The following is a 25,157-nucleotide window of genomic DNA, read 5'->3' on the forward strand; positions in this document are numbered from 1 at the left end:
ATATGTCCTTCCCGAGAGAAGGGTGACAGTTCATACCGGAGACATGGGTTACACTTTTGGCCTTTGCGAGGAGAGCGAAGGTGCCTTGGCAGGAGTGTAACCGCATGGACGAGCGTCTCAAATTCGTTGCGCGGGTTCTGGATGGCGAGAAGATCGCGGCGCTATGCCGCGAGTTCGGCATCTCCCGCAAGACCGGCCACAAGATCATCAGCCGCTATAATGCCTGCGGGCTGGAAGGACTGACGGATCGCTCGCGGCGTCCCTACCGGCACGCCAATCAGCTTCCTTTCCAAATCGAGAAGCTGATTGTGCGTGCCAAGCAGGAGAAGCCGAACTGGGGCGCACCGAAGATCAGGGAACGACTGGCGCGGCTTTATCCGGACGTGCAAACGCCGGCGATCTCGACCGTGCATGCGGTGCTCGACCGCAACGGGCTGGTCCAGCACCGCAAGCGACGGCGCAACAGGGCGGAAGGCACGCCGCTCTCCCAACCCCGCCAGGCCAACGACCTGTGGTGCGCCGATTACAAGGGCGAGTTCATGCTCGCCGACAAGCGCTACTGCTATCCCTTGACGATCACCGACTTCGCTAGCCGCTATCTCCTGGCTTGCGAAGCGCTGCACACGACGAAGGAAGTTTACGCCTTCACCGTGTTCGAGAGCGTCTTCAAGGAGTTCGGCCTGCCCGGAGCGATCAGAACCGACAATGGCGTCCCCTTCGCCAGTCCCAACGGCTTGTTCAATCTGTCGCGACTGGCGGTCTGGTGGCTCCGGCTCGGTATCGACATCGAACGCATCAAGCCAGGCAATCCGCAGCAGAACGGCCGCCACGAACGCATGCATCTCACACTCAAGCTGGAAACCACCAAGCCGGCCGGCGCCAATTTCCTGCAGCAGCAGGCCCGCTTTGACGACTTCGTCGAAGAATTTAACACCGAGCGGCCACACCAGGCCCTCAATATGGCTTGCCCGGCAGAGCGCTACCACGCTTCATCACGACCTTATCACGGCCTGCCGGAGCTCGACTATCCGTTCCACGACCAGACCGTGACCGTCACAACATGCGGCCGCATCTGTTACAAACGAAAGAAGATCAATCTCAGCCTGGTTTTTGCCGGACAGGCCGTTGGAATCAAACAGGTCGAAGACCATATCTGGCTCGCAAGCTTCATGGATTACGATCTGGGATACTTCGATGACGAGACATGCAGGCTCGAACCACTGCCGAACCCCTTCGGCCCAAAGGTGTTACCTATGTCTCAGGAATAAACCGTAACCTATGTGTCCAGAACGGACCATAAGAATCTGGCGCACCCGACAGGATTCGAACCTGTGACCTTTGGAATCGGAATCCAACACTCTATCCAGCTGAGCTACGGGTGCATGCCTTGGGCGGTTTGAATCGCCTGTCCGATGGCTGGTTCTTAGCCCAGGAAAGGCTTGGCTTCAATGCGGAAAATTCAGGAAAGCGTGAGATCGGGCGTTTTGTTGGGATAAGGCCGCGGGCTTTGGGCGCGCGGCCTTGGTGTCATCGGCCGTTCCGGCTCATTCCTTCATCGCGCCGGGGCCGGGGGTGGCCTTCGGGGGGACCTTGCCGAGGATGATCATGCCAAGGACTTCGTCCTTGGTGACGTCTTCGGTGCGGGCGTGGCCGACGACCTGACCGTTTTTCATGACCGAGACGCGGTCGGCGAGGTCGAAGACATCGTGGATGTCGTGGCTGATGAGGAAGATGCCGATGCCTTCCTTCTTCAGCTGCTTGATCAGCTCGCCGACCTGCGCCGTCTCCTGGGGGCCGAGTGCCGCGGTCGGCTCGTCCATGATCAGGATGCGGGCATCGAAGAGGATGGCGCGGGCGATCGCGACCGACTGGCGCTGGCCGCCGGAAAGGGCCTTCACCGGCTCCTTGAAGCGTTTGAAGTTGGGGTTGAGGCGCCCCATGACCTCGCGGGCCTTGGCCTCCATCGCGACGTCATCGAGCGTTCCCCAGCGGGTCTGCAGCTCGCGGCCGAGATAAAGGTTGGCGGCGGCGTCGACATTGTCGGCGACGGCGAGCGTCTGGTAGATCGTCTCGATGCCGTATTTCTTGGCGTCGCGCGGGGTGCGGATATCGGCGGGTTCGCCGTTGATCAGGATATCGCCGCTGTCGCGCTTGTAGGCGCCGGAGAGAATCTTGATCAGCGTCGATTTGCCGGCGCCGTTATGGCCGAGAAGTGCGACGACTTCGCCGGGGTAGAGATCCACCGAGGCATTGTCGACCGCGTGGATACCGCCGAAGGAGATGGAAATGTTCTTCATTTCCACAAGCGGAGTGGTTTGATCCGTCATGGTTCAGAATTCCTTTTACTTGGCGCGCGAGCGGTAGACGATGTCGAGCCAGACGGCGATGACCAGGACGACGCCGACGACGACGTTCTGGATCGGCGTATCGACATTGGCGAGCCCCATGCCCGATTGCAGCGACTGCATGACCAGGGCGCCGAGCATGGCGCCGGCGATCGTGCCGCTGCCGCCGGCAAGCGAGGTGCCGCCGATGACGGCCGCAGCGATGGTGAAAAGCTCGTAGGTCGTGCCCTGCGAATTGGCGGCGGCGTTGAGGCGGGCCGTGGAGATAGCCGCGGCAACCGCCGCAAGCAGGCCCATCAGCGCGAAGATGCGTACCGTCACCCAACGGGTCTTGATGCCGGCGAGTTCTGCCGCTTCCGGATTACCGCCGATCGCGAAGACGTAACGGCCGAAGCGCAGGCGGGTGGCGATGAAGGTCATGACAATGCCGATGCCGACGGCGATCAGCACGGGCACGGCAATGCCGTAGGGGATATCGAGCCCGGTTTCCGGCCAGGGGATATTGTGCTCGGTCGCGTATTTCTTCGCGATGCCGACAGGCCAGTAATAGATGTTGAAGACGTAGATCGTCACAAGGACGAGGGCTGAGCCGAGGACGGCGAGGAAATATTCCGCCCAGAGCGGCCGGCGCGGGAAGTTGAAGCGCTTGCGCTGGTGGCGCCCGCCGACGATGCCGAGAACGATGAACAGGCAGGCGAGCCCGCCGAGGATCCAGCTCCATGTCGCACCGATCGAGCCCTCAGCGCCGCCGCCCATGATGCGGAAGGTGGCATCGAGCGGGGCAACCGTCTGGCCGCTGGTGACATACCAGGCAAGGCCGCGCCAGGCGAGGAAGCCGCCAAGGGTGACGATGAAGGAGGGAACATTGAAGAAAGCGATGATCACACCCTGGAAGGTGCCGAGCAGCGTGCCGACGGCGAGGCCGCAGAGCAGCGTGATGACCCAGGTCCAGGAGCTGTCGAAGCCGAGATAGGCCGGCAGATATTTCGCCTGGACGACGCCCATGACCATGGCGACGAAACCGAGCAGCGAGCCGACGGAAAGATCGATGTTGCGCGTGACGATGACGAGCACCATGCCGGTGGCAAGTACCGCAATTTCACAGGTCTGGACGGAAAGGTTCCAGAGATTTCGGGGCGTCAGGAACAGACCGCCGGTATAAAGATCGAAGCCGATCCAGATGATCAGCAGTGCGCCGACCATGCCGAGCAGGCGGGTATCGATTTCGGTGGCACGCAGGAAGCGCGTGATGACGCCTTCCTCTGCATTGCGCGGACCGCTCGATGTTGTGGAATGCGTCAGGTCGGCCATCGCTTTGCCGTTCTCCCACTGTTGGGCGCAGGCCAGCGAATGCTCTTTCTCGATCGCTGGGCAGTATCCGCGCTGGTCACAATAGACGTCATCGCTCGCCCATCCGGGTTTCCCGGTTCCACGACCGCCATCCGGCAGGCCGATCGGATATGCGATGACGCAACACATGCGGGAAGCCTTGTCCCTCCATTCTGGGTGGAGTTGCGGGCCTCTTATCCGCATTCGACGCCGCAACGGAGAGCCCCTTGCGGCGTCGGCATTATCTTCGGGTCAACCCGTCAGCCAGATGCTTACTTGCAGGCAGCGACGCTGCCGGCCTTGACGCCCTGGCAGGCTTCAGCCTTGCTGATCCAGCCGGCGTCGATGACGACGTTCAGGTTGTCCTTGGTGATCGGGATCGGGGTCAGGAAGACCGACTTCATCGCAACGTGCTTCGGGCCGCCGTTGAAGGTCTGGACGCCTTCGATCTGGTCCTGGGTCTTGCCGCCGGCAAGAGCGATGGCGATTTCAGCAGCGCGCTTGCCGAGTTCGCGCGAGTCCTTCCAGACCGAAACGGTCTGCGTGCCGAGCGCGATGCGGTTCAGAGCTGCCTTGTCGGCGTCCTGGCCGGAAACCGGAACGGAACCGGCGAGGCCCTGGGCGTCGAGTGCTGCGACAGCGCCGCCGGCGGTGCCGTCGTTGGAGGCGACGACCGCATCAACCTTGTTGTTGTTGGCGGTCAGGAACTGCTCCATGTTGCGCTGCGCGTTCTGCGGCAGCCAGCCGTCCGTGTAGGCTTCACCGACGTTCTTGATCTTGCCGGCGTCGATGGCGGACTTCAGCACTTCGATCTGGCCGGAGAAGAGGAAGTCGGCATTCGGGTCGGACGACGAGCCCTTGATGAAGACATAGTTGCCTTCCGGCTTTGCCTTCAGAACTTCGCGAGCCTGCATGCGGCCCACTTCCTTGTTGTCGAAGGTGATGTAGAAGGCGGCCGGATTTTCGATCAGGCGGTCGTAGCCGACAACCGGAATGCCTTCGTCGGCAGCCTTCTCAACGGCCGGGCCGATGGCGTCGGAATCCTGCGCCAGGATGATGAGGGCATTGGCGCCCTGCGAAATCAGCGACTCGACATCAGTCAGCTGCTTGGAAGCAGACGATTGGGCGTCGGCGGAAATATATTTGGCGCCGGCTGCTGCAAGCGCCTTCTTGATGGCTGCTTCATCGGTCTTCCAACGCTCTTCCTGGAAATTCGACCAGGAAACGCCGACGACGAGATCCTTGGCGAATGCGGCCGTCTGCATGGTCAAAACGATGGCCGCGCCCGCAGCCAGCTTGATGAAAGCTTTCATGTGATCCTCCCGATTGAATGCGACCGCACGTATCCTGAACTCCCGTCGGCCGCGGCGAAAATGCTGACAAGAAAAGCTTTGGACTTTTTTCTCGACAGTCGAGAAATTTAGTGTCAGAGATTTTTTCAGCTGTCAACACCCGCGCCGCCAGGTTTCATCGGTCGTCCGAAAAAGCTATCAGGGGCTGCGGAGGAGGAGGGTTGAATGAGCAGGGAGTTTGCCGATGCTGGCCAAATCGAGCACCGAATTGGTCCGTCAAAAGAACAGCGCCTTGGTCTTGTCGGCGCTGCGCCGGCACGGCCCGCTCGCCCATACGGAGCTCTCTGATTTCACGAAGCTTTCCTCCGCGACCGTGTCGGTCATCACGGCCGATCTCGAACGGGCGCAGATCATCGAAAAGGCCGAGCAGCAGGCGGCCAGCGGCCGCGGGCGGCCGCGTGTTTTGTTTTCACAGCGGCGTGACTGCGGCTATCTGATCGTCGTCGTCATCTCGTCGGATGCCGTGCAATATTCCCTTGTCGATTATACCGGACGCCTGATCGATCGTTTTACCGAGGATCGGCAGCAGAATGTCGTGGGTGTCGACCGTTTCGTGGCAGGATTGCGCGATGCCTTGGACCGGATCGTCACCCGTTCGCAATTGCCACGCGACAAGGTGCTGATGATCTCGATCAGCAGCAAGGGGCTCGTCGATACCTCGGAGCCGGTGCTGCGCTGGTCGCCGATCTTCGGGCGTGAGGAAATCGATTTCGCCGCCGTGCTTCGCGACGAATGGTCGGCGCAAGTCATTCTCGGCAACGAAACACTGCTGGTGGCCGCAGCCCTCGGGCGGCAGGAGGAAATCAGCACGCATGGCGGTTTCCGCGCAATGGCGGCGCTCTCGCTTGGTCATAGTATCGGGCTCGGCATCGTGCGCCGGGATCAGGAAGGCAATCATCATATATCGGCGCCGAATTTCGGGCATATGATGCATGTGCCGGGCGGCGGCCTTTGCCGCTGCGGCGCGCGCGGCTGCATCGAGGCCTATGCCGGTTTTTACGCCATGCTGCGCACGGCCTTCGATGTGCCGCTCGACACGATCCCGGCGAAGTTCGTTCCGATTGCCGAGCTGGATAAGATCGCCGCGAGCGCGCGTCATGGCGGACGCCGCAATGTGCTGGCCTTCCGTCAGGCCGGTCTGGCGCTCGGCAATGGTCTTTCGCGTGTGTTGAGCCTGCACGAGCGGATGCCGATCGTCATCACTGGGCCGGGCGTACGCTACTATGATCTGCTGATCGAGGGCATAACAGAAGGCCTGGCGGAATCGCACGTCGTGCGCATGGAAGGCATGCCGGAGCTGCGGGTCATCGCCGACGAGCCGACGCTTGTCTTCGAAGGGCATCTGAACCGCGCATTTTCGATCATCGACAATGATATCGTGAAGAGGGGAGCCTCGGTCGTCGAGCTGCGCGATCAGGCGGGTTGAGAGGTGAGGGCGGGGCAAGGCTTGGCAATGCGGCTGGCCGCAGGGTCGTCATCCCGATCAATCTGACAGGCCCAAGGGCTGTTCGTCTTCGCGGACCTGAAGAATACGGTCGATCAGCCCCCATTCCAGAGCCTCTTCCGCCGTCATGAAGTGGTCGCGATCCATGGCGCGTTCGAATTCTTCGTAGGAGCGTCCGCAATGCTCGGCATAAAGCCGCGTCATGCGATGCTTCGTTCGCCTCATTTCTTCCGCGTGGATAAAGATGTCCGATGCCTGTCCCTGGAATCCGCCCAATGGCTGATGAATATGGATGCTGGCATTTGGAAGCGCGGTGCGCTCACCCGGCTGGCCGGACATCAAGAGGAAGGAGCCCATCGAACGGGCGGTTCCCATGCATAGCGTATGCACCGGCGCGCGGATGTAATGCATGGTGTCGTACATTGCGAGACCGCTGGTCACGACGCCACCGGGTGAATTGATGTAGAGATGGATCGGCCTCTTGGGATTTTCGGCTTCCAGGAAAAGCAGTTGCGCGCAGACGAGGGCGGAGACGTCATCGTTCACCTCGCCATTCAGGAAGATGATTCTCTCGCGCAGCAGGCGGGAATAGATGTCGAAAGACCGCTCCCCTCTGCTGGATTGTTCGACAACCATGGGGACGAGTTGCATCGCTTCGCGCATCGGCGAACTCCAATGTTCTTGAGATTTGAGGTGTGGTCGATGCCGTCAGGCGGCGCGCATGACGGTCAGGCTGTTATTGTTTGCCGCAGCCTTTTCAGCCGTGCGAAGCCGTACATCATCCAGTTCGTGGATGATTCGCAGGCTCGTGCCGCCATTCGCATTCGGGGCTATCCTGAAGGTTACGGTACTTTCGAGGAATGGTGGTGCGTCGTCACGCAGGCGGTAGCGCACCTCTTTACCCGGTGTGACGGAGATTGCCTGAGGATCGGCCAGGGCTTCGTTCGGCAGCCAGTTTTCGCGAAGTTCGGGGGTGCTGACCGCGCGCCAGACCTTCTGGGGAGGCTCATCGAGATCGTACTCAAGTTGGACGCCAGGTTTTCGCAGAGCTGTCTTCAGGTCATTCATTGATCCATATCCTTCAGCAACACCTTGAGAGCTTCGATGCGGGCGGGCCAGTAGGCGCGGTATTTCGCCAGCCATTGCGCGATGAGGGCCAGCCCCTCCGGATCGACTTCATAATTCACGAACCGCCCCTGCCGTTCTTCCCTGACCAGCCCGGCGCCCCGCAGAACGGCGAGATGCTGGGACATGGCCGGTTGACTGATATCAATGCCTTCGCGCAGAGCGCTGGCGTTCATGCCGCCCGCAGCCAGCTTTTCAAAAATGGCGCGCCGGGTCGGATCCGCCAAAGCCCGGAATATCTCGTTCTCTATCATGAGAACAGATAAGCATGTACTTATGTGATTCGCAAGAAGTTTCGGTGAGGGAACGGCGCAACCTCGAAGGGCAGAGATGCTTGGGCCTTGCTGCCAAAGAAAAAGTCCGCCGCGAAGCGATTCGCGGCGGACTTTTGGGAGGATTGTATTCCTGCGGGAATAGGGGACTGCTTAGCCGATCTTTACCAGACGGCCTTCCTTTACCGACTGCAGGGCGGCATCCGCCAGCTTCAGTGCGGCAAGACCATCGGTGCCCGAGGGGGTGATGGTGGCACCCTTTTCGATCGCGGCGATGAAGCTCGCGATCTCGTTGGCATAGGCTTCGGTGTAGCGCGTCATGAAGAAATCGTGCAGAGGCGGGCGGGTGTAGCCATCGCCGTTGGCGACTTCGATCGAGAAGGGGCGCTGGTTTTCGGCCGATACCATGCCCTTCGAGCCGTGAATCTCGATGCGCTGATCGTAGCCATAGGTGGCGCGGCGGGAGTTGGAGATGATCGCCTGCTTGCCCGACGCGGTCTGGAGGATGACGGAAACGCTGTCGTAATCGCCGGCTTCGCCGATCGCCTTGTCGACCAGCACGGCGGCGGTGGCGGTGACGGCCACGGGCTCTTCGCCGAGCAGGAAGCGGGCCATGTCGAAATCATGGATGGTCATATCGCGGAAAATGCCGCCGGAGCGCTTGATGTAATCGACCGGCGGGGCGCCCGGATCGCGCGAGGTGATCGTCACCATTTCGACCGTGCCAATGCGGCCTTCGTCAATGGCCTTCTTGACGGCCATGAAATGCGGATCGAAGCGGCGGTTGAAGCCGACCATCAGCTTGCCCTTGGTTTCATTGACGACCTTGATGCAGGCCTCGACACGGGCGACGTCGAGATCGATGGGCTTTTCGCAGAAGACGGCCTTGCCGGCGCGAGAGAAGCGCTCGATGAGATCGGCATGGGTATCGGTTGGTGTGCAGATGACGACAGCATCGATATCCTTGGCCGCCTCAATCGCCTCGATGGTGCGTACTTCGCAGCCATAAGCGGCCGAAATGGCTTCCGCAGCCGCCGGAAAGGCATCCGCGACAGCGACAAGCTTGGCGTTGGCATCGCCGCTAACGGCCTTCGCATGCACCTTGCCAATGCGTCCGGCGCCGAGCAGACCAAATCTGACAGTCATTTTTACCTCCCTGGATTCGGAACAAATGAGCCGAATATCAATTTCTTCGGAATTTTCATTCCATTTTCCCGGGAAGCCGTCAAGCCGCCCGGACTTCACAATTCCGAAAATCATAGCGCCCTGCCGGCATATCCGGAATTTGCCCGCGACACCTTATTTTATCCAGGCGCTTCACAATTTTCCCGATGATGCGCTAAAGACAAGTCTTCTTGAACAGGCAAAAGAGACCCATGCAACTGATCGATCCCAGCCACCCACTCTATAAACCGCTTTGGGTACGCATCCTCATCGTGGCCGTCTGTTTTGGCTGGGCAGCCGTCGAAATCCTTGGCTCGCAGCCGTTCTGGGCGATGCTGTCGGGTGCGCTCGGCGCCTATTCGGCCTGGATGCTGCTTCTGAATTTCAAGCCGCAGCCGCCTGCGGCAACCAGCGACGCGCCCGCGCAGGATGATGCCGCCGGAGATGACGAGCCCACCGAAGACAAGAAATAATCATTGCCTGAGGCGGCGGATGGCTTCGTCGATCAGCTGATTGGCAAGCGTCATGCGGGTCGTTGCCTGTTCGCGGAACAGGGCTGCGACGCTATCGGGATGATTGGCCTTGGCGAAGCTGCGGCGTTTTTCCTGCAGGGCTTCACGTGTGTGTTCGAGAGTGATTGCGAGTTCCGCGGCGATCTCTTCCCGTGACGTCCGGCTCAGATATTCCGGCATGGTTGGCGGCTCCGGCTCTTGCGGCGCGGATTCGGGTTCCGGTTCAGGCGGGATGATCGTGTCGCCGAGATTGTCGCGATAGGCTTCGTCGGGCCGATGGGCGTCCGGCGTCTCGCCGCCCAGCACCGTCGCGGCAAAGCTGACGTTCAGGCCGCGGATGCGATGTGCGGCCTCTTCCTCTTCCGCAGGCTCCTCTTCGCTGTCGAGGCGATCGAGCACGGATTGAAACAATGATTGCTTGAACAGCATGCGTGGTCTCCACGCCACGTTTCATAGGAGCGGAAGTTGGCGCGGAGCTTATGGCGCCAGCGCTTCTTCGTTCAGCTCAGCGAGAGATGCCGGCTCTCTTCCAGGATCATGTCGTGTAGCAGCCGTGCGCTCGGCGGCATGGCGCGTTCGCGGGCGGTGATGAGGCTGTAGGGCCTTACGTCGATATCGAAATCGATCGGCAGGATAGAGGATTCGCCGGCCTGGGACGTTTGCCCGCAGATGAATTGCGCCATGTCGAGGGCAACCGGCGCGATCGCATCCGTCTTGCAGACCACGGCCAGCGTCAGCAGCAGCGACGAGGTGTTGACGACGTTTTCGGGCAGGGGCACGCCGGCGGCGAGAAAGATGTCTTCCACCTTGCGGCGAAGCAATGTGCCCGGCGGTTGGAATACCCAGTCGTAACCGGCCAGATCGTGCAGGCTGGCCACACCTTTTTCAAGCAGCGGATGTCCGTTGCGAACCACCAGGCATGCCTTTTCGACACCGATTTCGTGGGTGGTAAAGAGGCGCGGATCGAGGTCGTCGGGAATGCGGCTGATGATGAAGTCGTGACGGGCCGCCAGCAGCTCGCGCGCGAGCACATTGCTGTTTTCCACTTCGATGTTGATCTCGATGCCCGGATAGGTGCGTGTCACGCGCTGGATCGCCGGCACGACAAGGCTGATCGCCGGCGCGGTCACAGCCCCCAAAAAAACGGAGCCGCCCTTGCCCGTTCGCAAAGCGCCAAGCTCCCGACCTGCCTCGCGCAGCTCCAGCAGGATCTTGCGCGCCCGTTTCGCGAGCGCAAGGCCGAATGGGGTCAGCACGACGCCCCGGGCGACGCGCTCGTAGAGCGGACTTTTAACAATCGACTCCATTTCTGAAAGCATGCGCGAAGCCGCAGGTTGTGACATGTTCATGGACTCAGCGGCCGCGGAAATTTGCCCGTGATCCTCGATCGTAACGATCATTCGCAGGTGATTGAGCTTCAAACCGGCTTTCAGCAACGTGTCGTCGCGAAAATTGTCGGAATGAATCTCAATGCCTTCGCTCAAATAATCGTTATATATTTTCTCCATGGCGGCCAAATTTCCCCTTCATCGGCAAAAAAGTACTATTTTTTAACATTATATCAAACTTGGTATATGTTTTACCAGTTATTCTATTTGACAGTTATACGAAATCGTACGAGTTTGCCGATCGTGCGCTGGTTACAGCTCACAAACCGTGAGAGCGTGGAGGAGACCTACTTCGTTTCTCACAATTAGAAGTAAACCATTCCTTCTACGGAACCTGCCGCAGTTTCGGGCGGGCATTTTTTGTCCGCCGCATTAACAACAAGGGAGAGAGTAATGAAATCCATTATCTCATTGATGGCTGGCGCTGCGTTCGGCGTCGCTACGCTGGTGGTACCTGCCTTCGCGGCGGATAAAGGCACGGTAGGCATCGCCATGCCGACCAAGGCTTCGGCCCGCTGGATCGATGACGGCAACAATATCGTCAAGCAGCTCCAGGCTGCCGGTTACGGCACCGATCTGCAGTATGGCGATGACGACATTCCGAACCAGCTCTCGCAGATCGAAAACATGGTCACCAAGGGCGACAAGGTTCTCGTCATCGCTTCGATCGACGGCACCACGCTGTCCGACGTCCTGCAGAAGGCTCACGATGCCGGCATCAAGGTCATCGCCTATGACCGCCTGATCCGCAACAGCCCGAACGTCGACTATTATGCGACCTTCGATAACTTCAAGGTCGGCGTCCTGCAGGCAAATTCGATCGTCGACGCTCTCGGCCTCAAGGATGGCAAGGGTCCGTTCAACATCGAGCTGTTCGGCGGTTCTCCGGACGACAACAACGCCTTCTTCTTCTATGACGGCGCAATGTCGGTCCTGAAGCCGTACATCGACAGCGGCAAGCTGGTCGTAAAGTCCGGCCAGATGGGCATGGACAAGGTCGGTACGCTGCGTTGGGACCCGGCAACGGCCCAGGCTCGTATGGATAACCTGCTGTCGGCTTACTACACCGATTCCCACGTCGATGCCGTTCTGTCGCCGTATGACGGCCTGTCGATCGGTATCCTCTCCTCGCTCAAGGGCGTTGGTTACGGTTCCGGCGGCGTGAAGCTCCCGATCGTTACCGGCCAGGACTCCGAAATTCCGTCGGTCAAGTCGATCATCGCCGACGAGCAGCACTCCACGATCTTCAAGGACACCCGTGACCTCGCCAAGGTCACCGTCAACATGGTCAACGCGCTGATGGAAGGCAAGACGCCTGAGGTCAACGACACCAAGACCTACGACAACGGCGTCAAGGTTGTTCCGTCCTACCTGCTGACCCCGGTCGCAGTCGACAAGACCAACTACGAGAAGATCCTCGTCGAGGGCGGTTACTACAAGGCTGATCAGCTGAAGTAATTTTCCAACATAGCGGTCAGGGCTCGCCGAAACGCGGGCCCTGGCTTTGATATTTAAGACGATCGCGCGGTCTGCTATGTTCGATCGCGGCGTTGGATACGGACAATGGACAATACCATCCTCGAAATGCGGAGCATTACCAAGTCGTTCCCCGGTGTGAACGCCCTGGAAAATGTCAATCTGAAAGTCCGTCAGGGCGAGATACATGCTTTGGTCGGCGAAAATGGAGCCGGCAAATCCACTCTCATGAAGGTGCTCTCGGGCGTTTACCCGGCCGGCACCTATGACGGCGACATCTACTATGATGGTGCGGTTCGCCAGTTCAGGACCATCAAGGATTCCGAAGAAATCGGCATCATCATCATCCATCAGGAGCTGGCGCTCGTGCCGCTGCTGTCGATTGCCGAAAATATCTTCCTGGGCAATGAAGTCGTCGCCAATGGCATGATCAATTGGCAGGAAACCTTCACCCGCACCAAGCAGCTCCTTGCCAAGGTCGGCCTCAAGGAATCTCCGAACACGCTCGTGACCGACATTGGCGTCGGCAAACAGCAGCTCGTCGAGATCGCCAAGGCCTTGTCGAAGAGCGTCAAGCTTCTCATTCTCGACGAGCCGACGGCATCGCTCAACGAAAGCGATTCCGATGCTCTCCTCAATCTCCTCATGGAGTTCCGCAACCAGGGCATCACCTCGATCATCATCACGCACAAGCTCAACGAAGTGCGCAAGGTGGCCGATCAGATCACGGTGCTGCGCGACGGCATGGCGGTGAAGGCACTGGACTGTCACGAGGAAGAGATCAGCGAAGACATCATCATCCGCAACATGGTGGGGCGCGAGCTCGCCGACCGCTATCCGCCGCGCTCGGTGCCGATCGGAGAGACCATCTTCGAAGTCAGGAACTGGAATGCGTTCCATCAGCAGCACCGCGATCGTCAGGTTCTGCACAACATCAACATCAATGTGCGCAAGGGCGAAGTGGTCGGTATTGCCGGCCTGATGGGTGCGGGACGCACCGAATTCGCCATGAGCGTCTTCGGCAAGTCCTATGGCCACAAGATCAGCGGCGAAGTCCTGGTCGATGGCAAGCCGGTCGATACCAGCACCGTTCGCAGGGCGATCGACGCCGGCCTCGCCTATGTGACGGAAGACCGCAAGCAGCTCGGCCTCGTTCTGACGAACAATATCCTGCACAATACGACGCTTGCCAATCTGATGGGCGTCTCTAAGGGAACGGTCATCGACGACGTACGCGAGCTGCAGGTGGCGACGAATTATCGCGCCAAACTGCGCATCCGTTCGTCCGGTGTTTTCCAGGAAGCAGGCAATCTGTCCGGCGGCAACCAGCAGAAGGTGGTGCTGTCGAAGTGGCTGTTCTCGGATCCGGATGTCCTGATCCTCGACGAGCCGACGCGCGGCATCGATGTCGGCGCCAAATACGAAATTTATTCCATCATCAACCAGCTTGCCGCCGACGGAAAGGGCGTTCTGATGATCTCATCGGAAATGCCCGAGCTTCTCGGTACCTGCGACCGCATCTACGTCATGAATGAGGGTCGAATCGTTGCCGAGCTGCCGAAGGCAGAGGCAAGCCAGGAGAGTATCATGCGCGCTATCATGCGCTCAGGGGAGAAGCATCAATGAGTTCGGCCAACCCAGCCACGGAAAGCAGCCACGTCGTTTCGATCGGCGACCACATCCGCAACAACATCCGCGAATACGGCATGCTGATTGCGCTCGTCGTCATCATGCTGTTGTTCCAGTATCTCACCAACGGCGTTCTGTTCAGGCCGCAGAACCTGACCAACATCGTGCTGCAGAACTCGTTCATCGTCATCATGGCGCTTGGCATGCTGCTGGTCATCGTGGCCGGGCATATCGACCTGTCGGTCGGTTCCGTCGTCGGCTTCGTCGGCGCGGTTGCGGGCGTACTGGTCGTGCAGATGCATATGAACCTGGCGCTTGCGACGGTCATTTGTCTTCTGATGGGGGCCGCGGTCGGGGCCTGGCATGGATATTTCATCGCCTACCACCGCATTCCGTCGTTTATCGTCACGCTCTCCGGCATGCTGGTCTTCCGCGGCTTGACCTACACGATCATCAACACGACCGGCAACGGCAGCAGCATCGGTCCGTTCCCGCCGGCGTTCCAGATCGTCGCGACCGGCTTCGTTCCCGATTTCATCGATATGGGCGGCATCCGTTCGACATCGATCTTCCTGACGATCGCCATCCCGATCGTCATGTTCCTGCTTGCATGGCGCCGCCGCAGCGTTAACGAGAAGCACGGCATCGATGTCGAGCCATTCGGCTTCTTCGTCGGCCAGAATATGGTGGTTGCCGCAGCGACCATCTTCATCGGTTACCAGATTTCCTCCTACAGAGGACTGCCGAACGTTCTGGTTCTCATGCTGTTGCTGATCGCGCTCTACAGCTTCGCGACGCAGCGCACCACGATCGGCCGCCGCATCTATGCCATGGGCGGCAATGAGAAGGCGACGAAGCTTTCGGGTATCGATACCCGCCGGCTGACTTTCTACACCTTCATCAACATGGGTATTCTTGCCAGCATCGCCGGCATCATCATCGCCACGCGCCTGAATTCGGCAACGGCCAAGGGCGGCGACGGCCTTGAGCTCGACGTGATCGCGGCCTGCTTCATCGGTGGCGCTTCGGCCTCCGGCGGCGTCGGCAAGGTGACGGGTGCCGTTATCGGTGCCTTGATCATGGGCGTGCTGAACCAGGGCATGTCGATCCTCGGATACCAGACGGACTCGCAGAAGATGATCAAGGGTGCAGTCCTGCTCGCCGCCGTGTTCATCGACGTCTACAACAAGAACAAGGGCTGATCGCTCAAGCGACCAGCCGAGACTTTAAAAACCAAATCCATGACAGAGTCCGGCTCTCGCTGAGAGCCGGAACGGGAAACTGCATCCGATCTCTGTCTGTTAGGAAAGGATGAAAGACATGCTCATCTCGCAGATCAAGGGTTCGAACGGCGAGATCGTCGTTGCCGTCCGCAATGGACCCGGCGAGGCCGCCAAAACAGTCGTCAACGGCGGCAGCGTCTATGCTTTGGCTATGGAAGCTGCCGACAGCGGCAAATCGCTTGCATCGGTCATCGAGGCACATGGTCTCGGCGAAACGGTCGATCTCGAAAAGGTCTATGCCGAAGGGCGTTTCCTTCCGCCGATCACTCATCCGGATGCTGCCCATCTGCATCTGACCGGCACCGGTCTGACACATCTCGGCTCCGCAGCCACACGCGATTCCATGCACAAGAAGACGACGGAAGCGGCTGAAGAGACGCTGACCGATTCCATGAAGATGTTCAAGATGGGCATCGAGGGCGGCAAGCCGAAGGCAGGCGAGAAGGGCGTTCAGCCCGAATGGTTCTACAAGGGCAACGGCTACGGCGCTGCGGCCCCGGGCGCTGCGCTGGTGTCGCCTTCCTTCGCGCTCGACGGCGGCGAAGAGCCGGAAATGGCCGGCATCTATGTCATCGCCAGGGACGGCACGCCGTTCCGCATCGGCTTTGCCCTGTCGAACGAGTTTTCCGATCACGTCACTGAGCGGATCAACTATCTCTATCTCGCCCATTCCAAGCTGCGCCCGGCAAGCTTCGGTCCGGAAATCCGCATCGGTGTTGCGCCGGAAGATATTCGCGGCACGTCCCGCATCAAGCGCGGTGACAAGGTGATTTTCGAAAAGCCGTTCCATTCCGGGGAGGCGAACATGTCCCACACCTTCGCCAATCTTGAATATCATCACTTCAAGTACGGCCTCTTCCGTGTTCCCGGCGATGTGCATGTCCACATGTTCGGCACGGCGACGCTTTCGTTCGCGGAAGGCATCAAGCCGGAAGCCGGCGACGTCTTTGAAATCGAGGTTGCCGAATTCGGCCTGCCGCTGCGCAATCCGCTGGCCGTCGACGCAGAAGAAGAAGTGGCTGTTCGCCAGCTGTAATGCATCGAGCCCGGCTGCAAGGGATCGGCCGGGCATTTTCAATACGATCCAGGAAGGCATGACGCCATGACCATTCATCAGAACTTGATCGCCGGGGAATGGACGGGGACGAACGGCACCGAGAACATCAACCCGTCGGATACGAACGAGGTCGTCGGCCTCTATGCGAGCGCAAGCGCGCAGGATGTCACGGACGCGATCGCGGCGGCGAAGGCTGCCTTTCCGGCATGGTCGCGCTCCGGCATTCTGGAGCGCCACACGATCCTGAAGAAGGCCGGTGACGAGATCCTGGCGCGCAAGGACGAACTCGGCGCGCTGCTCGCCCGCGAAGAGGGCAAGACGCTTCCCGAGGCGATCGGCGAGACGATCCGCGCCGCGCAGATCTTCGAATTCTTCGCCGGCGAGGCGTTGCGCCTGGCAGGCGAGGTGGTGCCTTCCGTGCGCCCGAACATCGGCGTCGAGATCACCCGTGAGCCGCTTGGTGTCATCGGCATCATCACGCCCTGGAACTTCCCGATCGCCATTCCCGCCTGGAAGATCGCGCCGGCGCTCTGCTACGGCAACACCGTCGTCTTCAAGCCGGCCGATCTCGTTCCCGGCTGCTCATGGGCAATCGTCGATATTCTCCATCGCGCCGGCCTGCCGAAGGGCGTGCTGAACCTCGTGATGGGCAAGGGTTCGGTCGTCGGCCAGGCGATGCTCGACAGCCCGGTTCTTTCCGGTATCACCTTCACCGGTTCGGTCGGCACCGGCAAGCGTGTGGCACTGTCCTCGGTCGAGCACGGCCGCAAGTACCAGCTTGAGATGGGCGGCAAGAACCCGATGGTGGTGCTTGACGATGCCGATCCGACGGTTGCCGTCGAAGCGGCTGCCAATTCCGCCTTCTTCTCGACCGGCCAGCGTTGCACGGCTTCATCGCGCCTCATCGTCACCGAAGGCATTCACGACAGGTTCGTGGCGGCGCTGACGGAGAAGCTGAAGACGCTGAACGTCGACAACGCCATGAAGGCTGGGACGCATATCGGTCCGGTCGTCGACGCCAAGCAGCTGAAGACGGATACGGACTATATCGAGATTGGCCGCCAAGAAGGCGCCAAGCTCGCCTTCGGTGGTGAACTCGTCAGCCGCGACACCCCCGGCTTCTACCTGCAGCCGACGCTCTTCACCGAAGCGACGAACCAGATGCGCATCAGCCGCGAAGAGATCTTCGGGCCGGTTGCTTCTGTCATCCGCGTCAAGGATTACGAAGAAGCCTTGGCCACGGCCAACGATACGCCGTTCGGCCTGTCCTCCGGCATTGCCACGACCAGCCTGAAGCATGCGACGCATTTCAAGCGCAATGCGGAAGCCGGCATGGTGATGGTCAACCTGCCGACGGCAGGCGTCGACTTCCATGTGCCGTTCGGCGGCCGCAAGGGCTCGTCCTTCGGTCCGCGCGAGCAGGGTAAATATGCCGCCGAATTCTTCACCACCGTCAAGACGGCTTACACGCTAGCCTGATCATCGATTTCAAAGCCCAGGCGCGAACGAGGCGGCCTGGGCGACGCAAAGGGTACTGAGACATGAAAAAGAAAGCTGAATGGCCGCGCAAGCTGCGCTCATACGATTGGTTCGGCGGCACCGGCAAGAACGCGATCATGCATCGCTCCTGGATGAAGAATCAGGGCCTGCCGGCCGATACGTTCGACGGCCGTCCGATCATCGGCATCTGTAACACCTGGTCGGAGCTGACGCCCTGCAACGCACATCTGCGCGATCTCGCAGAGCGCGTCAAGCGCGGGGTCTACGAAGCGGGCGGCTTCCCGGTCGAGTTTCCGGTCTTCTCCGTCGGCGAAAGCACGCTGCGCCCGACGGCGATGATGTTCCGCAACCTGGCGGCCATGGATGTCGAAGAGGCGATCCGCGGCAATCCCGTCGATGGCGTCGTGCTGCTCGGCGGCTGCGACAAGACCACGCCAAGCCTGCTGATGGGCGCGGCTTCCGTCGACATCCCCGTCATTCTCGTTTCCGGCGGCCCGATGCTGAACGGTAAGTGGCGCGGCAAGGATGTCGGCTCCGGCACGGCGATCTGGCAATTTTCAGAAATGGTGAAATCCGGCGAGATGTCGCTGGATGAATTCATGGATGCGGAGCAGGGCATGGCTCGCTCGGCCGGCAGCTGCATGACCATGGGTACGGCTTCGACCATGGCGTCGATGGCCGAAGCGCTCGGCATGACGCTGCCCGGCAATGCCGCCATCCCGGCTGTCGATGCACGCCGCCGCGTCATCTCGCAACTGTCGGGCCGCCGCATCGTCGACATGGTCAAGGAAGACCTGAAACCATCAGACATTCTGACCAAGGAAGCTTTCGAAAACGCCATTCGCGTCAACGGCGCCGTCGGCGGTTCGACCAATGCCGTTCTGCACCTTTTGGCGCTTGCCGGCCGCGTCGGCGTCGATCTGTCGCTGGATGATTGGGATCGTCTCGGCCGCGAAGTGCCGACGATCGTCAACCTGCAGCCGTCGGGCAAGCACCTGATGGAAGAGTTCTACTATGCCGGCGGCCTGCCCGTCGTCATCAAGGCGGTTGGCGAGATGGGCCTGCTGCACAAGGACGCCATCACCGTTACCGGCGATACGATCTGGGCCGGCGTCAAAGATGTGGTTAACTACAACGACGACGTTATCGTTCCGAAGGAAAAGGCTCTGACGCAGTCGGGCGGTATCGCCGTTCTGCGCGGCAATCTCGCACCGAAGGGTGCCGTCCTGAAGCCATCGGCCGCTTCGCCGCATCTGATGCAGCACAAGGGCCGTGCCGTGGTCTTCGAAAGCATCGAGGACTATCACGCCCGCATCAACCGCGACGATCTCGACATCGACGAGAACTGCATCATGGTGCTGAAGTATTGCGGCCCGAAGGGTTATCCGGGCATGGCGGAAGTCGGCAATATGGGCCTGCCGCCGAAGGTGTTGAAGAAGGGCATCACCGACATGATCCGCATTTCCGATGCGCGCATGTCCGGTACGGCCTACGGCACCGTCATCCTGCATACGGCTCCGGAAGCTGCCGATGGCGGCCCGCTGGCGCTGGTGCAGAACGGTGACATCATCGCCGTCGACGTTCCCGCCCGCACCATCCAGCTCGAAGTATCGGATGAGGAACTGGCAAAGCGCCGCGCCGCCTGGGTTTCCCCGGTCAAGCCGCTCACCGGCGGCTATGGCGGTCTTTATGTGAAGTCGGTCATGCAGGCCGACACCGGCGCCGACCTGGACTTCCTCGTCGGCCCGCGCGGCTCGGAAATCCCGAACAATCGCGACAGCCACTAAAAACTCATCTTCTGAAATTGGAAAAGGGGCGGGACGAGAGTTCCGTCCCTTTTTCTTCCAGGAGCTGCTAGCTCTGGCTCTGACTTTGCCCCTGGCTTGCCACCGTCACCTTGACGGTAAGGGTTTCGCCGGGTGTGCCGATCCGCATGCCGGAGACGGGAGCGGCGTCACGATAGCAGAGGCCTGTCGCGATGTGGACATAACGGGCATCGGGGCAGACATCGTTGGCGGGATCGAAGCCGACCCAGCCCAGGCCGGGAATATGGGCCTCGGCCCAGGCATGCGTGGCCGCCTGCTCGTTCTTGCCATCCATCATCAGATAGCCGGAGACATAGCGAGCGGGGATTCGCAATGCGCGGGCGCCGGCGAGGAAGATATGGGCGTGGTCCTGGCAGACGCCGCTCTTGGCCTCCAATGCCTGTTCCGCCGTCGTCTCCGTGTCGCTGGTGCCCGGCTTGTATTCCACGGTCTCGTGGATTGCCCTCATCAGCGCGTGCATCTTGCTGAGTTCATTGTCCCCGGAAACGCCGCGCAACAGCTCCTTCGTCAGCTTGCCGGCCTTGGTGCGCGGAGATTCCCGCAAGTAAAGCCAAAGCGGAGCAAAACCGAGATGCTGCCCTACGACGCCATTCAGATCCCGCGTTTCGATTTCGCCTGATGCGACGATCCTCGTCGCGTCCTGCTGGCCGTCGAGCGAGACGAGCGTGATGCGATTGCCGAACTGGTCGTCGTATTCCACCTCGGGCCGGGCGCCCTCGACCGTGAGCTTCCAGTCGATGACCGTTTGCCCGACGCCGGTCAGCGGCGTCAGGCGCAGGCGCTGCAGGGAGAACTGCGCCGGCTCGTCATAGCGATATTCGGTGATGTGGCTGATCGTCAGTCTCATGATATCGCCCGCCTACTCGTAGAACCGATAGCCGTCGGAGATCTCGGCACCCAGCTTGTTATTGCTTGCAACGAAATCCTCCAGGAATTCATGCAGACCCTGATCCATGATGTTCTTGATCGAAAGCCGCTGCAGTGATTGGCGAATGACTTCGGCCGTTTCGTGCGCCGGCAGCCGCTTCTCGTATTCGGTGCCGAGATAGCCCAGATTGCTGACGATCTTCTCGTAGCAATAGGCAAGCGAACGCGGCATCTGTCCGTTCAGGATCAGGAAGTCGGCGATGTTGGCCGGCTTGTATTCCGGATCGTAAGCCCATTTATAGGCTCGGTGCGCGGAAACCGAGCGCAGGATCGATTCCCATTGCGCATTGTCGAGCGAGGAGCCGACATGGGAGACAGATGGCAGCAGGACGTAATATTTCACGTCGAGAATACGAGCCGTGTTGTCCGCACGCTCGATGAAGGTGCCGATGCGGGCGAAATTATAGAGCTCGTTGCGCAGCATGGAGCCGTGAAAGGCGCCGCGGATCAGGCCGGCGCGCTGCTTGATGACGTCGATCATCTCGGGCAGTTCCGCGGTCTTGAGCCGCCGGCCGAGCAGCGACTTCAGCTCGATCCAGCATTCGTTGGTCGCTTCCCAGGTGTCGCGCGTCAGCGCCGTGCGTACCATGCGGGCATTGTTGCGGCCATATTCGATGCAGGACATGACGCTCGACGGATTGGAGCGGTCGCGCATCAGGTAGTCGATTGCGTCGGTGCCGGTCAGCCTGCCATGCACTTCGTCATAGGCTTCGCGCACGCCGGCGCTTTGCAGGACGCCGTCCCAGTCGTCGTCAACGGCGTCGCTGCGCGTCAGCGACATGCGCTGGCCGGCGTCGACCAGGCGGGCAATGTTTTCGGCGCGCTCGATGTAACGGAACATCCAGTAGAGGCCATTCGCGGTTCTTCCCAGCATGTCCGATCAGTCCTCCAGAACCCAGGTGTCTTTGGTGCCGCCGCCCTGGCTGGAATTGACCACCAGCGAGCCTTCCTTCAGCGCCACGCGGGTCAACCCGCCGGGGATGATCCGCACCTTGTCGGAGACGAGGACATAGGGCCGCAGATCGACGTGCCGCGGCGCAATGCCCTTGTTGACGAGGATCGGCACGGTCGACAGCGAAAGGGTTGGCTGCGCGATGTAATTGTTCGGCTTGCTCTTGAGCTTCTCGGCAAAGGCCGCCCGTTCCTTCTTGGTGGCCGTCGGTCCGACAAGCATGCCGTAGCCGCCGGAGCCGTGGACTTCCTTGACGACGAGATCGGCAAGATTATCGAGCACATATTGCAGGCTGTCGGGCTCGGAACAGCGCCAGGTCGGCACGTTTTCGAGGATCGGCTTGCGGCCGGTATAGAATTCGACGATCTCGGGCATGTAGGAATAGATCGCCTTGTCGTCGGATATGCCGGTGCCGGGCGCATTGGCGATGGTGATGTTGCCCGCGCGGTAGACGTCCATGATGCCGGGAATGCCGAGCGCGGAATCCGGGCGGAAGGTGAGGGGATCGAGGAAATCGTCGTCGACGCGACGGTAGAGCACGTCGATGGCCTCATAGCCGCGCGTCGTGCGCATCTTCACCTTGCCGTCGATGACGCGCAGATCCGAACCTTCGACCAGTTCCACGCCCATCATGTCGGCCAGGAAGGAATGCTCGTAATAGGCGGAATTGTAGATGCCGGGCGTTAGCACGGCGACGCGTGGCTTGCCTGTACAGCCGGGAGGGGCGAGTGACGCCAGGCTCTGGCGCAGCAGCAGCGGATAATCCTCGACCCGCTGCACCTTGTTCTGGTGAAACAGCTCAGGGAACATCTGCATCATCGTTTCGCGGTTTTCCAGCATGTAGCTGACGCCGGAAGGGGTGCGGGCATTGTCCTCGAGCACATAGAACTGGTCTTCGCCGGTGCGTACGATATCGGTGCCGACGATATGGGTATAGACCCCGCCCGGCGGACGAAAGCCGATCATTTCAGGCAGGAAGGCGTCGTTCTTCTCGATCAGCTCGCGCGGGATGCGGCCGGCGCGGATGATTTCCTGCTTGTGGTAGATGTCGTCGAGGAAGGCGTTGAGGGCGATGACCCGCTGTTCGATGCCCTGGGCGAGCTTGCGCCACTCACGGCCTGATATGATGCGGGGAATGATGTCGAAGGGGATGAGCTTTTCGGAGGAGTCTGCGTGTCCGTAGACCGCGAAGGTGATGCCCGTTTTCCGGAAGATAGTTTCCGCATCGCGGGATTTGGCAATGAGGTGGCCCCTGTCCTGGCCCGAGTACCACTCGAAGTATTTCTCGTAAGGCGCGCGCGGACTTTCATCCGCAGTAATCATTTCATCAAATGCCAAAGGTGTGGTCCCCGTGTTTTTACCCATTTGAATACAACGGTTTTTACAATGCAAGAACTATGCGCAGTTGCCGTTGCGAATTTCGCAGCCTCTAAAAATGCCGGATTTACAGGCATTTAAGAATAGCCGGATCGTCATCCGCCGGGTTTTGCCGCAATGCTCGGATCAAAATTTGAGCATCTGCTTATCTTGCGGGCCGAACGTCTGGGTAGTGGGTGAAATTCCTGAAACCAGCAATGGCTCGTCAAACGTGAAGAAAAATTGATTGCTGTTTTCAGCAGATCGATTTTGACCGCTCCACCGCCATCGGCTATCAGCCTTCAACCTCTCCGCGCGAAACCCGAGTTCGACCAGGATTCCGGCTCCGACGCGCCAAACATATCGGTCCGATTTCCATGTCCCTCGATAAACTCGCGCCGGCGATCTTCGTCCTTCTCTGGTCCACCGGCTGGATCGTTGCAAAATATGCGTCGCAGCATGCGGGTCCTTTCACCTTTCTGATGATCCGTTACAGCCTGTCGGCGCTCGCTTTCGTGCTGCTTTGTTCGATCGTCGGCGCCCGGTGGCCGCGCGATTGGTCGAGCGTGTTCCGGGCCATCTATTCCGGCATTTTCCTGCACGGCATCTATCTGGCGGGTCTCTGGTGGGCGATCGCCGAGGGCGTGCCGGCCGGCATTGCCGGCGTTATCGCGGCGCTGCAGCCGCTGATGACCGCCATGGCCGCGCCGCTCCTCGTCGGCGAACGGTTGCAGTCGATCCAGAAGGTCGGCCTCCTGCTCGGTTTCCTTGGTATCGCCATCGCGATCTCGCCCAAGCTCCTGACGACGGATACGGCCGATCTCTGGCAGTCTGCCGTTCCTCTCATCGTCAATCTGCTGGCGATGGTCTCCGTGACCTATGGCACGCTCTACCAGAAGCGCCACCTGCAGACCGGCGATCTGCGAACCATCGCGACATTGCAATATGTCGGTGCACTGATCGTTACCGTTCCCTTGGCTTTCATCTTCGAAGGTTTGCATTTTGACGGCACGCAGACGGCGATCCTGTCGCTGCTCTGGTCGGTCTTCGGCCTGTCCATGGGCGCCGTCGGCCTGCTGCTCTATCTCATCCGCCGCGGGCAGGTGTCGCGCGCCGCGTCGCTGATCTACCTGATGCCGCCCGCCGTCGCCATCGAGGCTGCGATCGCCTTCGGCGAACCGCTGACGATGCCGATTATCATCGGCACCGTCATTGTCGTAATCGGCGTTTATCTCACCAACCGGCGCGCGGCGGATGTAGTGCCGGAATAAGCTGGGACGTCTTGCCGATGTCGATATCTCACCGCCATCGCAAGAATCTGCCATCGACAACAACCAGGCTTGAGATGATCAAGGCCAATCCAAAAAACTCATAAAGCTCCAGACGTTCGCCGAGGAACGTAGTGCTCAGGATGATTGCACTTGCCGGAACGAGGAGCGTTACCAGAGATGCATTTGTCGCGCCGGCGGAAGCGATGAGATTGAAATAGAGAATGAAGGCGAAGGCAGTCGTCAGAATTGCGAGAGTGCCGACAGCCATCCAGATCGATATATTCGAGCTTACGATATCCCTGGGCTCGTAAAGAAGAAGGACGATCGGCGTCATTAAGACGGTGGATGCGGTCAGCTGTCCGGTGGCAACGACCACCGGCTTCATATCCCGAAACTGTTTAGCAAAGACAGCTGCAAACGCATAGGAAATCGCTGCACCGATGACAGCGAACTTCGCCCATGTCGGTCCGCCGAAATTGGAGAGGAAACCGGGACCGATCATGGTGGCGGCGCCGACAATCCCGAGTGCCACGCCCGCGAGCTTGCTCGCGGAAAGCTTTTCGTCCGCCGTCAGTAGATTCGCTGTCAGGACCGTCCAGAGGGGCGTCGTTGCGTAGAGGACCGAGGCAAGTCCCGCGCCGATCGCCGTTTGCCCAATGAATATGAGAGAAAACGGAATGACATTGTTCAGCAATGCCAGGATCAGGAACGAACCCGATCTGGCCAGAGCCGGCATGAAGGAAATGCTGTTTATGCGCAACCAGACATGCAGGACAAGCGCGGCAATCGAGACCCGGTAAAGGACCAGCGCCAGAGGCGGAATTTCCGCCACCGCTATGCGCGCAAAGAAGAATGATCCGCCCCACAGCGCACCGAGAAGCAAGAGCTGGCCCCAGTGGCTTGTGGTCATCGGCTGTGTCGCCGTCCTCTGCAACGTGCGTCCCTCCAA

At 60.1% G+C, this 25,157-nt stretch carries 23 protein-coding genes and 1 tRNA gene; 10 read left to right on the forward strand and 14 right to left on the reverse strand.

The window, feature by feature from the left end; all coding sequences use genetic code 11:
• The first annotated feature begins 80 nt into the window (after positions 1 to 80).
• Positions 81 to 1,268, forward strand: a complete 1,188-nt coding sequence (locus DQ393_RS04310) for an integrase core domain-containing protein (protein ID WP_432421976.1) — start codon at positions 81 to 83, stop codon at positions 1,266 to 1,268.
• A gap of 37 nt (positions 1,269 to 1,305) precedes the next feature.
• Here the strand turns inward: DQ393_RS04310 and DQ393_RS04315 are convergent.
• From DQ393_RS04315 to xylF, 4 genes are all read right to left on the reverse strand, one after another.
• Positions 1,306 to 1,382 (reverse strand) — tRNA-Arg (locus tag DQ393_RS04315).
• Positions 1,383 to 1,544: 162 nt separating this feature from the next.
• Positions 1,545 to 2,327: an ATP-binding cassette domain-containing protein gene (locus DQ393_RS04320; RefSeq protein ID WP_112340578.1), complete on the reverse strand. Its 783-nt coding sequence runs from the start codon at positions 2,325 to 2,327 to the stop codon at positions 1,545 to 1,547.
• Positions 2,328 to 2,342: 15 nt separating this feature from the next.
• Complete coding sequence (locus tag DQ393_RS04325; RefSeq protein WP_112340721.1) at positions 2,343 to 3,656, reverse strand: sugar ABC transporter permease; 1,314 nt, start codon at positions 3,654 to 3,656, stop codon at positions 2,343 to 2,345.
• A gap of 290 nt (positions 3,657 to 3,946) precedes the next feature.
• Positions 3,947 to 4,987: a D-xylose ABC transporter substrate-binding protein gene (gene xylF / locus DQ393_RS04330; protein WP_112340579.1), complete on the reverse strand. Its 1,041-nt coding sequence runs from the start codon at positions 4,985 to 4,987 to the stop codon at positions 3,947 to 3,949.
• Positions 4,988 to 5,210: 223 nt separating this feature from the next.
• On the opposite strand from xylF, the gene DQ393_RS04335 reads away from it, so the two are divergent.
• Positions 5,211 to 6,452, forward strand: coding sequence for an ROK family transcriptional regulator (locus DQ393_RS04335; RefSeq protein ID WP_112340580.1), 1,242 nt, complete (start codon positions 5,211 to 5,213; stop codon positions 6,450 to 6,452).
• A gap of 57 nt (positions 6,453 to 6,509) precedes the next feature.
• On the opposite strand, the gene DQ393_RS04340 is transcribed toward DQ393_RS04335, so the two are convergent.
• The 4 genes from DQ393_RS04340 to iolG all read right to left on the reverse strand — a co-directional run bounded on the left by DQ393_RS04340 (position 6,510) and on the right by iolG (position 9,013).
• A complete protein-coding gene (locus DQ393_RS04340) occupies positions 6,510 to 7,133 on the reverse strand; it encodes an ATP-dependent Clp protease proteolytic subunit (protein WP_112340581.1) in 624 nt (207 codons plus the stop codon).
• A gap of 45 nt (positions 7,134 to 7,178) precedes the next feature.
• Positions 7,179 to 7,538 carry an SRPBCC family protein gene (locus DQ393_RS04345; protein ID WP_112340582.1) on the reverse strand — a complete coding sequence of 120 codons (360 nt, stop codon included), beginning with the start codon at positions 7,536 to 7,538 and terminating at the stop codon, positions 7,179 to 7,181.
• On the reverse strand, positions 7,535 to 7,849 hold the full coding sequence (locus DQ393_RS04350) for an ArsR/SmtB family transcription factor (RefSeq protein ID WP_112340583.1): 315 nt from the start codon (positions 7,847 to 7,849) through the stop codon (positions 7,535 to 7,537). The genes DQ393_RS04345 and DQ393_RS04350 overlap by 4 nt, the downstream gene beginning before the upstream one ends.
• Positions 7,850 to 8,020: 171 nt before the next feature.
• On the reverse strand, positions 8,021 to 9,013 hold the full coding sequence (gene iolG, locus DQ393_RS04355; RefSeq protein ID WP_112340722.1) for an inositol 2-dehydrogenase: 993 nt from the start codon (positions 9,011 to 9,013) through the stop codon (positions 8,021 to 8,023).
• Between the two features lie 230 nt (positions 9,014 to 9,243).
• On the opposite strand from iolG, the gene DQ393_RS04360 reads away from it, so the two are divergent.
• Positions 9,244 to 9,504 carry a hypothetical protein gene (locus DQ393_RS04360; protein ID WP_112340584.1) on the forward strand — a complete coding sequence of 87 codons (261 nt, stop codon included), beginning with the start codon at positions 9,244 to 9,246 and terminating at the stop codon, positions 9,502 to 9,504.
• Here the strand turns inward: DQ393_RS04360 and DQ393_RS04365 are convergent, their stop codons facing one another.
• Both DQ393_RS04365 and DQ393_RS04370 read right to left on the reverse strand, forming a co-directional pair.
• Complete coding sequence (locus DQ393_RS04365) at positions 9,505 to 9,972, reverse strand: hypothetical protein (RefSeq protein WP_112340585.1); 468 nt, start codon at positions 9,970 to 9,972, stop codon at positions 9,505 to 9,507.
• 71 nt (positions 9,973 to 10,043) lie between these two features.
• Positions 10,044 to 11,051, reverse strand: coding sequence for a LysR family transcriptional regulator (locus DQ393_RS04370; RefSeq protein ID WP_112340586.1), 1,008 nt, complete (start codon positions 11,049 to 11,051; stop codon positions 10,044 to 10,046).
• A 273-nt stretch (positions 11,052 to 11,324) separates the two neighbouring features.
• Between DQ393_RS04370 and chvE the strand changes: the two genes are divergently transcribed.
• The 6 genes from chvE to araD all read left to right on the forward strand — a co-directional run bounded on the left by chvE (position 11,325) and on the right by araD (position 19,663).
• Positions 11,325 to 12,389 carry a multiple monosaccharide ABC transporter substrate-binding protein gene (chvE, locus tag DQ393_RS04375; protein WP_112340587.1) on the forward strand — a complete coding sequence of 355 codons (1,065 nt, stop codon included), beginning with the start codon at positions 11,325 to 11,327 and terminating at the stop codon, positions 12,387 to 12,389.
• Positions 12,390 to 12,494: 105 nt separating this feature from the next.
• Positions 12,495 to 14,033, forward strand: coding sequence for a multiple monosaccharide ABC transporter ATP-binding protein (gene mmsA / locus DQ393_RS04380; RefSeq protein WP_112340588.1), 1,539 nt, complete (start codon positions 12,495 to 12,497; stop codon positions 14,031 to 14,033).
• Positions 14,030 to 15,238, forward strand: a complete 1,209-nt coding sequence (mmsB, locus tag DQ393_RS04385) for a multiple monosaccharide ABC transporter permease (protein WP_112340589.1) — start codon at positions 14,030 to 14,032, stop codon at positions 15,236 to 15,238. Before mmsA ends, mmsB begins: the two co-directional genes overlap by 4 nt.
• Before the next feature lie 118 nt (positions 15,239 to 15,356).
• Entirely contained in the window at positions 15,357 to 16,355 is a 999-nt protein-coding gene (gene araD1, locus DQ393_RS04390) for an AraD1 family protein (RefSeq protein ID WP_112340723.1), read from the forward strand.
• Between the two features lie 66 nt (positions 16,356 to 16,421).
• A complete protein-coding gene (locus DQ393_RS04395; protein ID WP_112340590.1) occupies positions 16,422 to 17,855 on the forward strand; it encodes an aldehyde dehydrogenase family protein in 1,434 nt (477 codons plus the stop codon).
• A 62-nt stretch (positions 17,856 to 17,917) separates the two neighbouring features.
• On the forward strand, positions 17,918 to 19,663 hold the full coding sequence (gene araD / locus DQ393_RS04400; RefSeq protein ID WP_112340591.1) for an L-arabinonate dehydratase: 1,746 nt from the start codon (positions 17,918 to 17,920) through the stop codon (positions 19,661 to 19,663).
• A 67-nt stretch (positions 19,664 to 19,730) separates the two neighbouring features.
• Here araD and DQ393_RS04405 read toward each other — a convergent pair whose 3' ends face one another.
• Genes DQ393_RS04405 through DQ393_RS04415 form a run of 3 tightly spaced genes read right to left on the reverse strand, consistent with a single transcriptional unit; the run spans position 19,731 to position 22,919 of the window.
• Positions 19,731 to 20,549, reverse strand: coding sequence for a transglutaminase family protein (locus tag DQ393_RS04405; protein WP_112340592.1), 819 nt, complete (start codon positions 20,547 to 20,549; stop codon positions 19,731 to 19,733).
• 12 nt (positions 20,550 to 20,561) lie between these two features.
• A complete protein-coding gene (locus DQ393_RS04410; RefSeq protein ID WP_112340593.1) occupies positions 20,562 to 21,503 on the reverse strand; it encodes an alpha-E domain-containing protein in 942 nt (313 codons plus the stop codon).
• Positions 21,504 to 21,509: 6 nt separating this feature from the next.
• Complete coding sequence (locus DQ393_RS04415; protein WP_069612769.1) at positions 21,510 to 22,919, reverse strand: circularly permuted type 2 ATP-grasp protein; 1,410 nt, start codon at positions 22,917 to 22,919, stop codon at positions 21,510 to 21,512.
• A gap of 395 nt (positions 22,920 to 23,314) precedes the next feature.
• Between DQ393_RS04415 and DQ393_RS04420 the strand changes: the two genes are divergently transcribed.
• Positions 23,315 to 24,208: a DMT family transporter gene (locus DQ393_RS04420; protein ID WP_112340594.1), complete on the forward strand. Its 894-nt coding sequence runs from the start codon at positions 23,315 to 23,317 to the stop codon at positions 24,206 to 24,208.
• 28 nt (positions 24,209 to 24,236) lie between these two features.
• Here the strand turns inward: DQ393_RS04420 and DQ393_RS04425 are convergent, their stop codons facing one another.
• The gene (locus tag DQ393_RS04425) at positions 24,237 to 25,118 is read right to left on the reverse strand and encodes a DMT family transporter (protein ID WP_112340595.1); all 882 of its coding nucleotides are present in this window, start codon (positions 25,116 to 25,118) and stop codon (positions 24,237 to 24,239) included.
• Positions 25,119 to 25,157: the final 39 nt, after the last annotated feature.

The organism is Martinezella tropici (assembly GCF_003287875.1).
Lineage (GTDB): Bacteria > Pseudomonadota > Alphaproteobacteria > Rhizobiales > Rhizobiaceae > Rhizobium > Rhizobium tropici_C.

Coding starts and splice junctions, on each gene's coding strand:
- iolG (WP_112340722.1), bottom strand. CDS start 9,013: ATGACTGTCAGATTTGGTCTGCTCGGCGCCGGACGCATTGGCAAGGTG.
- DQ393_RS04370 (WP_112340586.1), bottom strand. CDS start 11,051: ATGGAGAAAATATATAACGATTATTTGAGCGAAGGCATTGAGATTCAT.
- DQ393_RS04335 (WP_112340580.1), top strand. CDS start 5,211: ATGCTGGCCAAATCGAGCACCGAATTGGTCCGTCAAAAGAACAGCGCC.
- DQ393_RS04410 (WP_112340593.1), bottom strand. CDS start 21,503: ATGCTGGGAAGAACCGCGAATGGCCTCTACTGGATGTTCCGTTACATC.
- DQ393_RS04325 (WP_112340721.1), bottom strand. CDS start 3,656: ATGGCCGACCTGACGCATTCCACAACATCGAGCGGTCCGCGCAATGCA.
- DQ393_RS04420 (WP_112340594.1), top strand. CDS start 23,315: ATGTCCCTCGATAAACTCGCGCCGGCGATCTTCGTCCTTCTCTGGTCC.
- mmsB (WP_112340589.1), top strand. CDS start 14,030: ATGAGTTCGGCCAACCCAGCCACGGAAAGCAGCCACGTCGTTTCGATC.
- DQ393_RS04340 (WP_112340581.1), bottom strand. CDS start 7,133: ATGCGCGAAGCGATGCAACTCGTCCCCATGGTTGTCGAACAATCCAGC.
- mmsA (WP_112340588.1), top strand. CDS start 12,495: ATGGACAATACCATCCTCGAAATGCGGAGCATTACCAAGTCGTTCCCC.
- DQ393_RS04320 (WP_112340578.1), bottom strand. CDS start 2,327: ATGACGGATCAAACCACTCCGCTTGTGGAAATGAAGAACATTTCCATC.
- DQ393_RS04360 (WP_112340584.1), top strand. CDS start 9,244: ATGCAACTGATCGATCCCAGCCACCCACTCTATAAACCGCTTTGGGTA.
- xylF (WP_112340579.1), bottom strand. CDS start 4,987: ATGAAAGCTTTCATCAAGCTGGCTGCGGGCGCGGCCATCGTTTTGACC.
- araD (WP_112340591.1), top strand. CDS start 17,918: ATGAAAAAGAAAGCTGAATGGCCGCGCAAGCTGCGCTCATACGATTGG.
- DQ393_RS04395 (WP_112340590.1), top strand. CDS start 16,422: ATGACCATTCATCAGAACTTGATCGCCGGGGAATGGACGGGGACGAAC.
- DQ393_RS04425 (WP_112340595.1), bottom strand. CDS start 25,118: ATGACCACAAGCCACTGGGGCCAGCTCTTGCTTCTCGGTGCGCTGTGG.
- DQ393_RS04405 (WP_112340592.1), bottom strand. CDS start 20,549: ATGAGACTGACGATCAGCCACATCACCGAATATCGCTATGACGAGCCG.
- chvE (WP_112340587.1), top strand. CDS start 11,325: ATGAAATCCATTATCTCATTGATGGCTGGCGCTGCGTTCGGCGTCGCT.
- araD1 (WP_112340723.1), top strand. CDS start 15,357: ATGCTCATCTCGCAGATCAAGGGTTCGAACGGCGAGATCGTCGTTGCC.
- DQ393_RS04345 (WP_112340582.1), bottom strand. CDS start 7,538: ATGAATGACCTGAAGACAGCTCTGCGAAAACCTGGCGTCCAACTTGAG.
- DQ393_RS04350 (WP_112340583.1), bottom strand. CDS start 7,849: ATGATAGAGAACGAGATATTCCGGGCTTTGGCGGATCCGACCCGGCGC.
- DQ393_RS04365 (WP_112340585.1), bottom strand. CDS start 9,972: ATGCTGTTCAAGCAATCATTGTTTCAATCCGTGCTCGATCGCCTCGAC.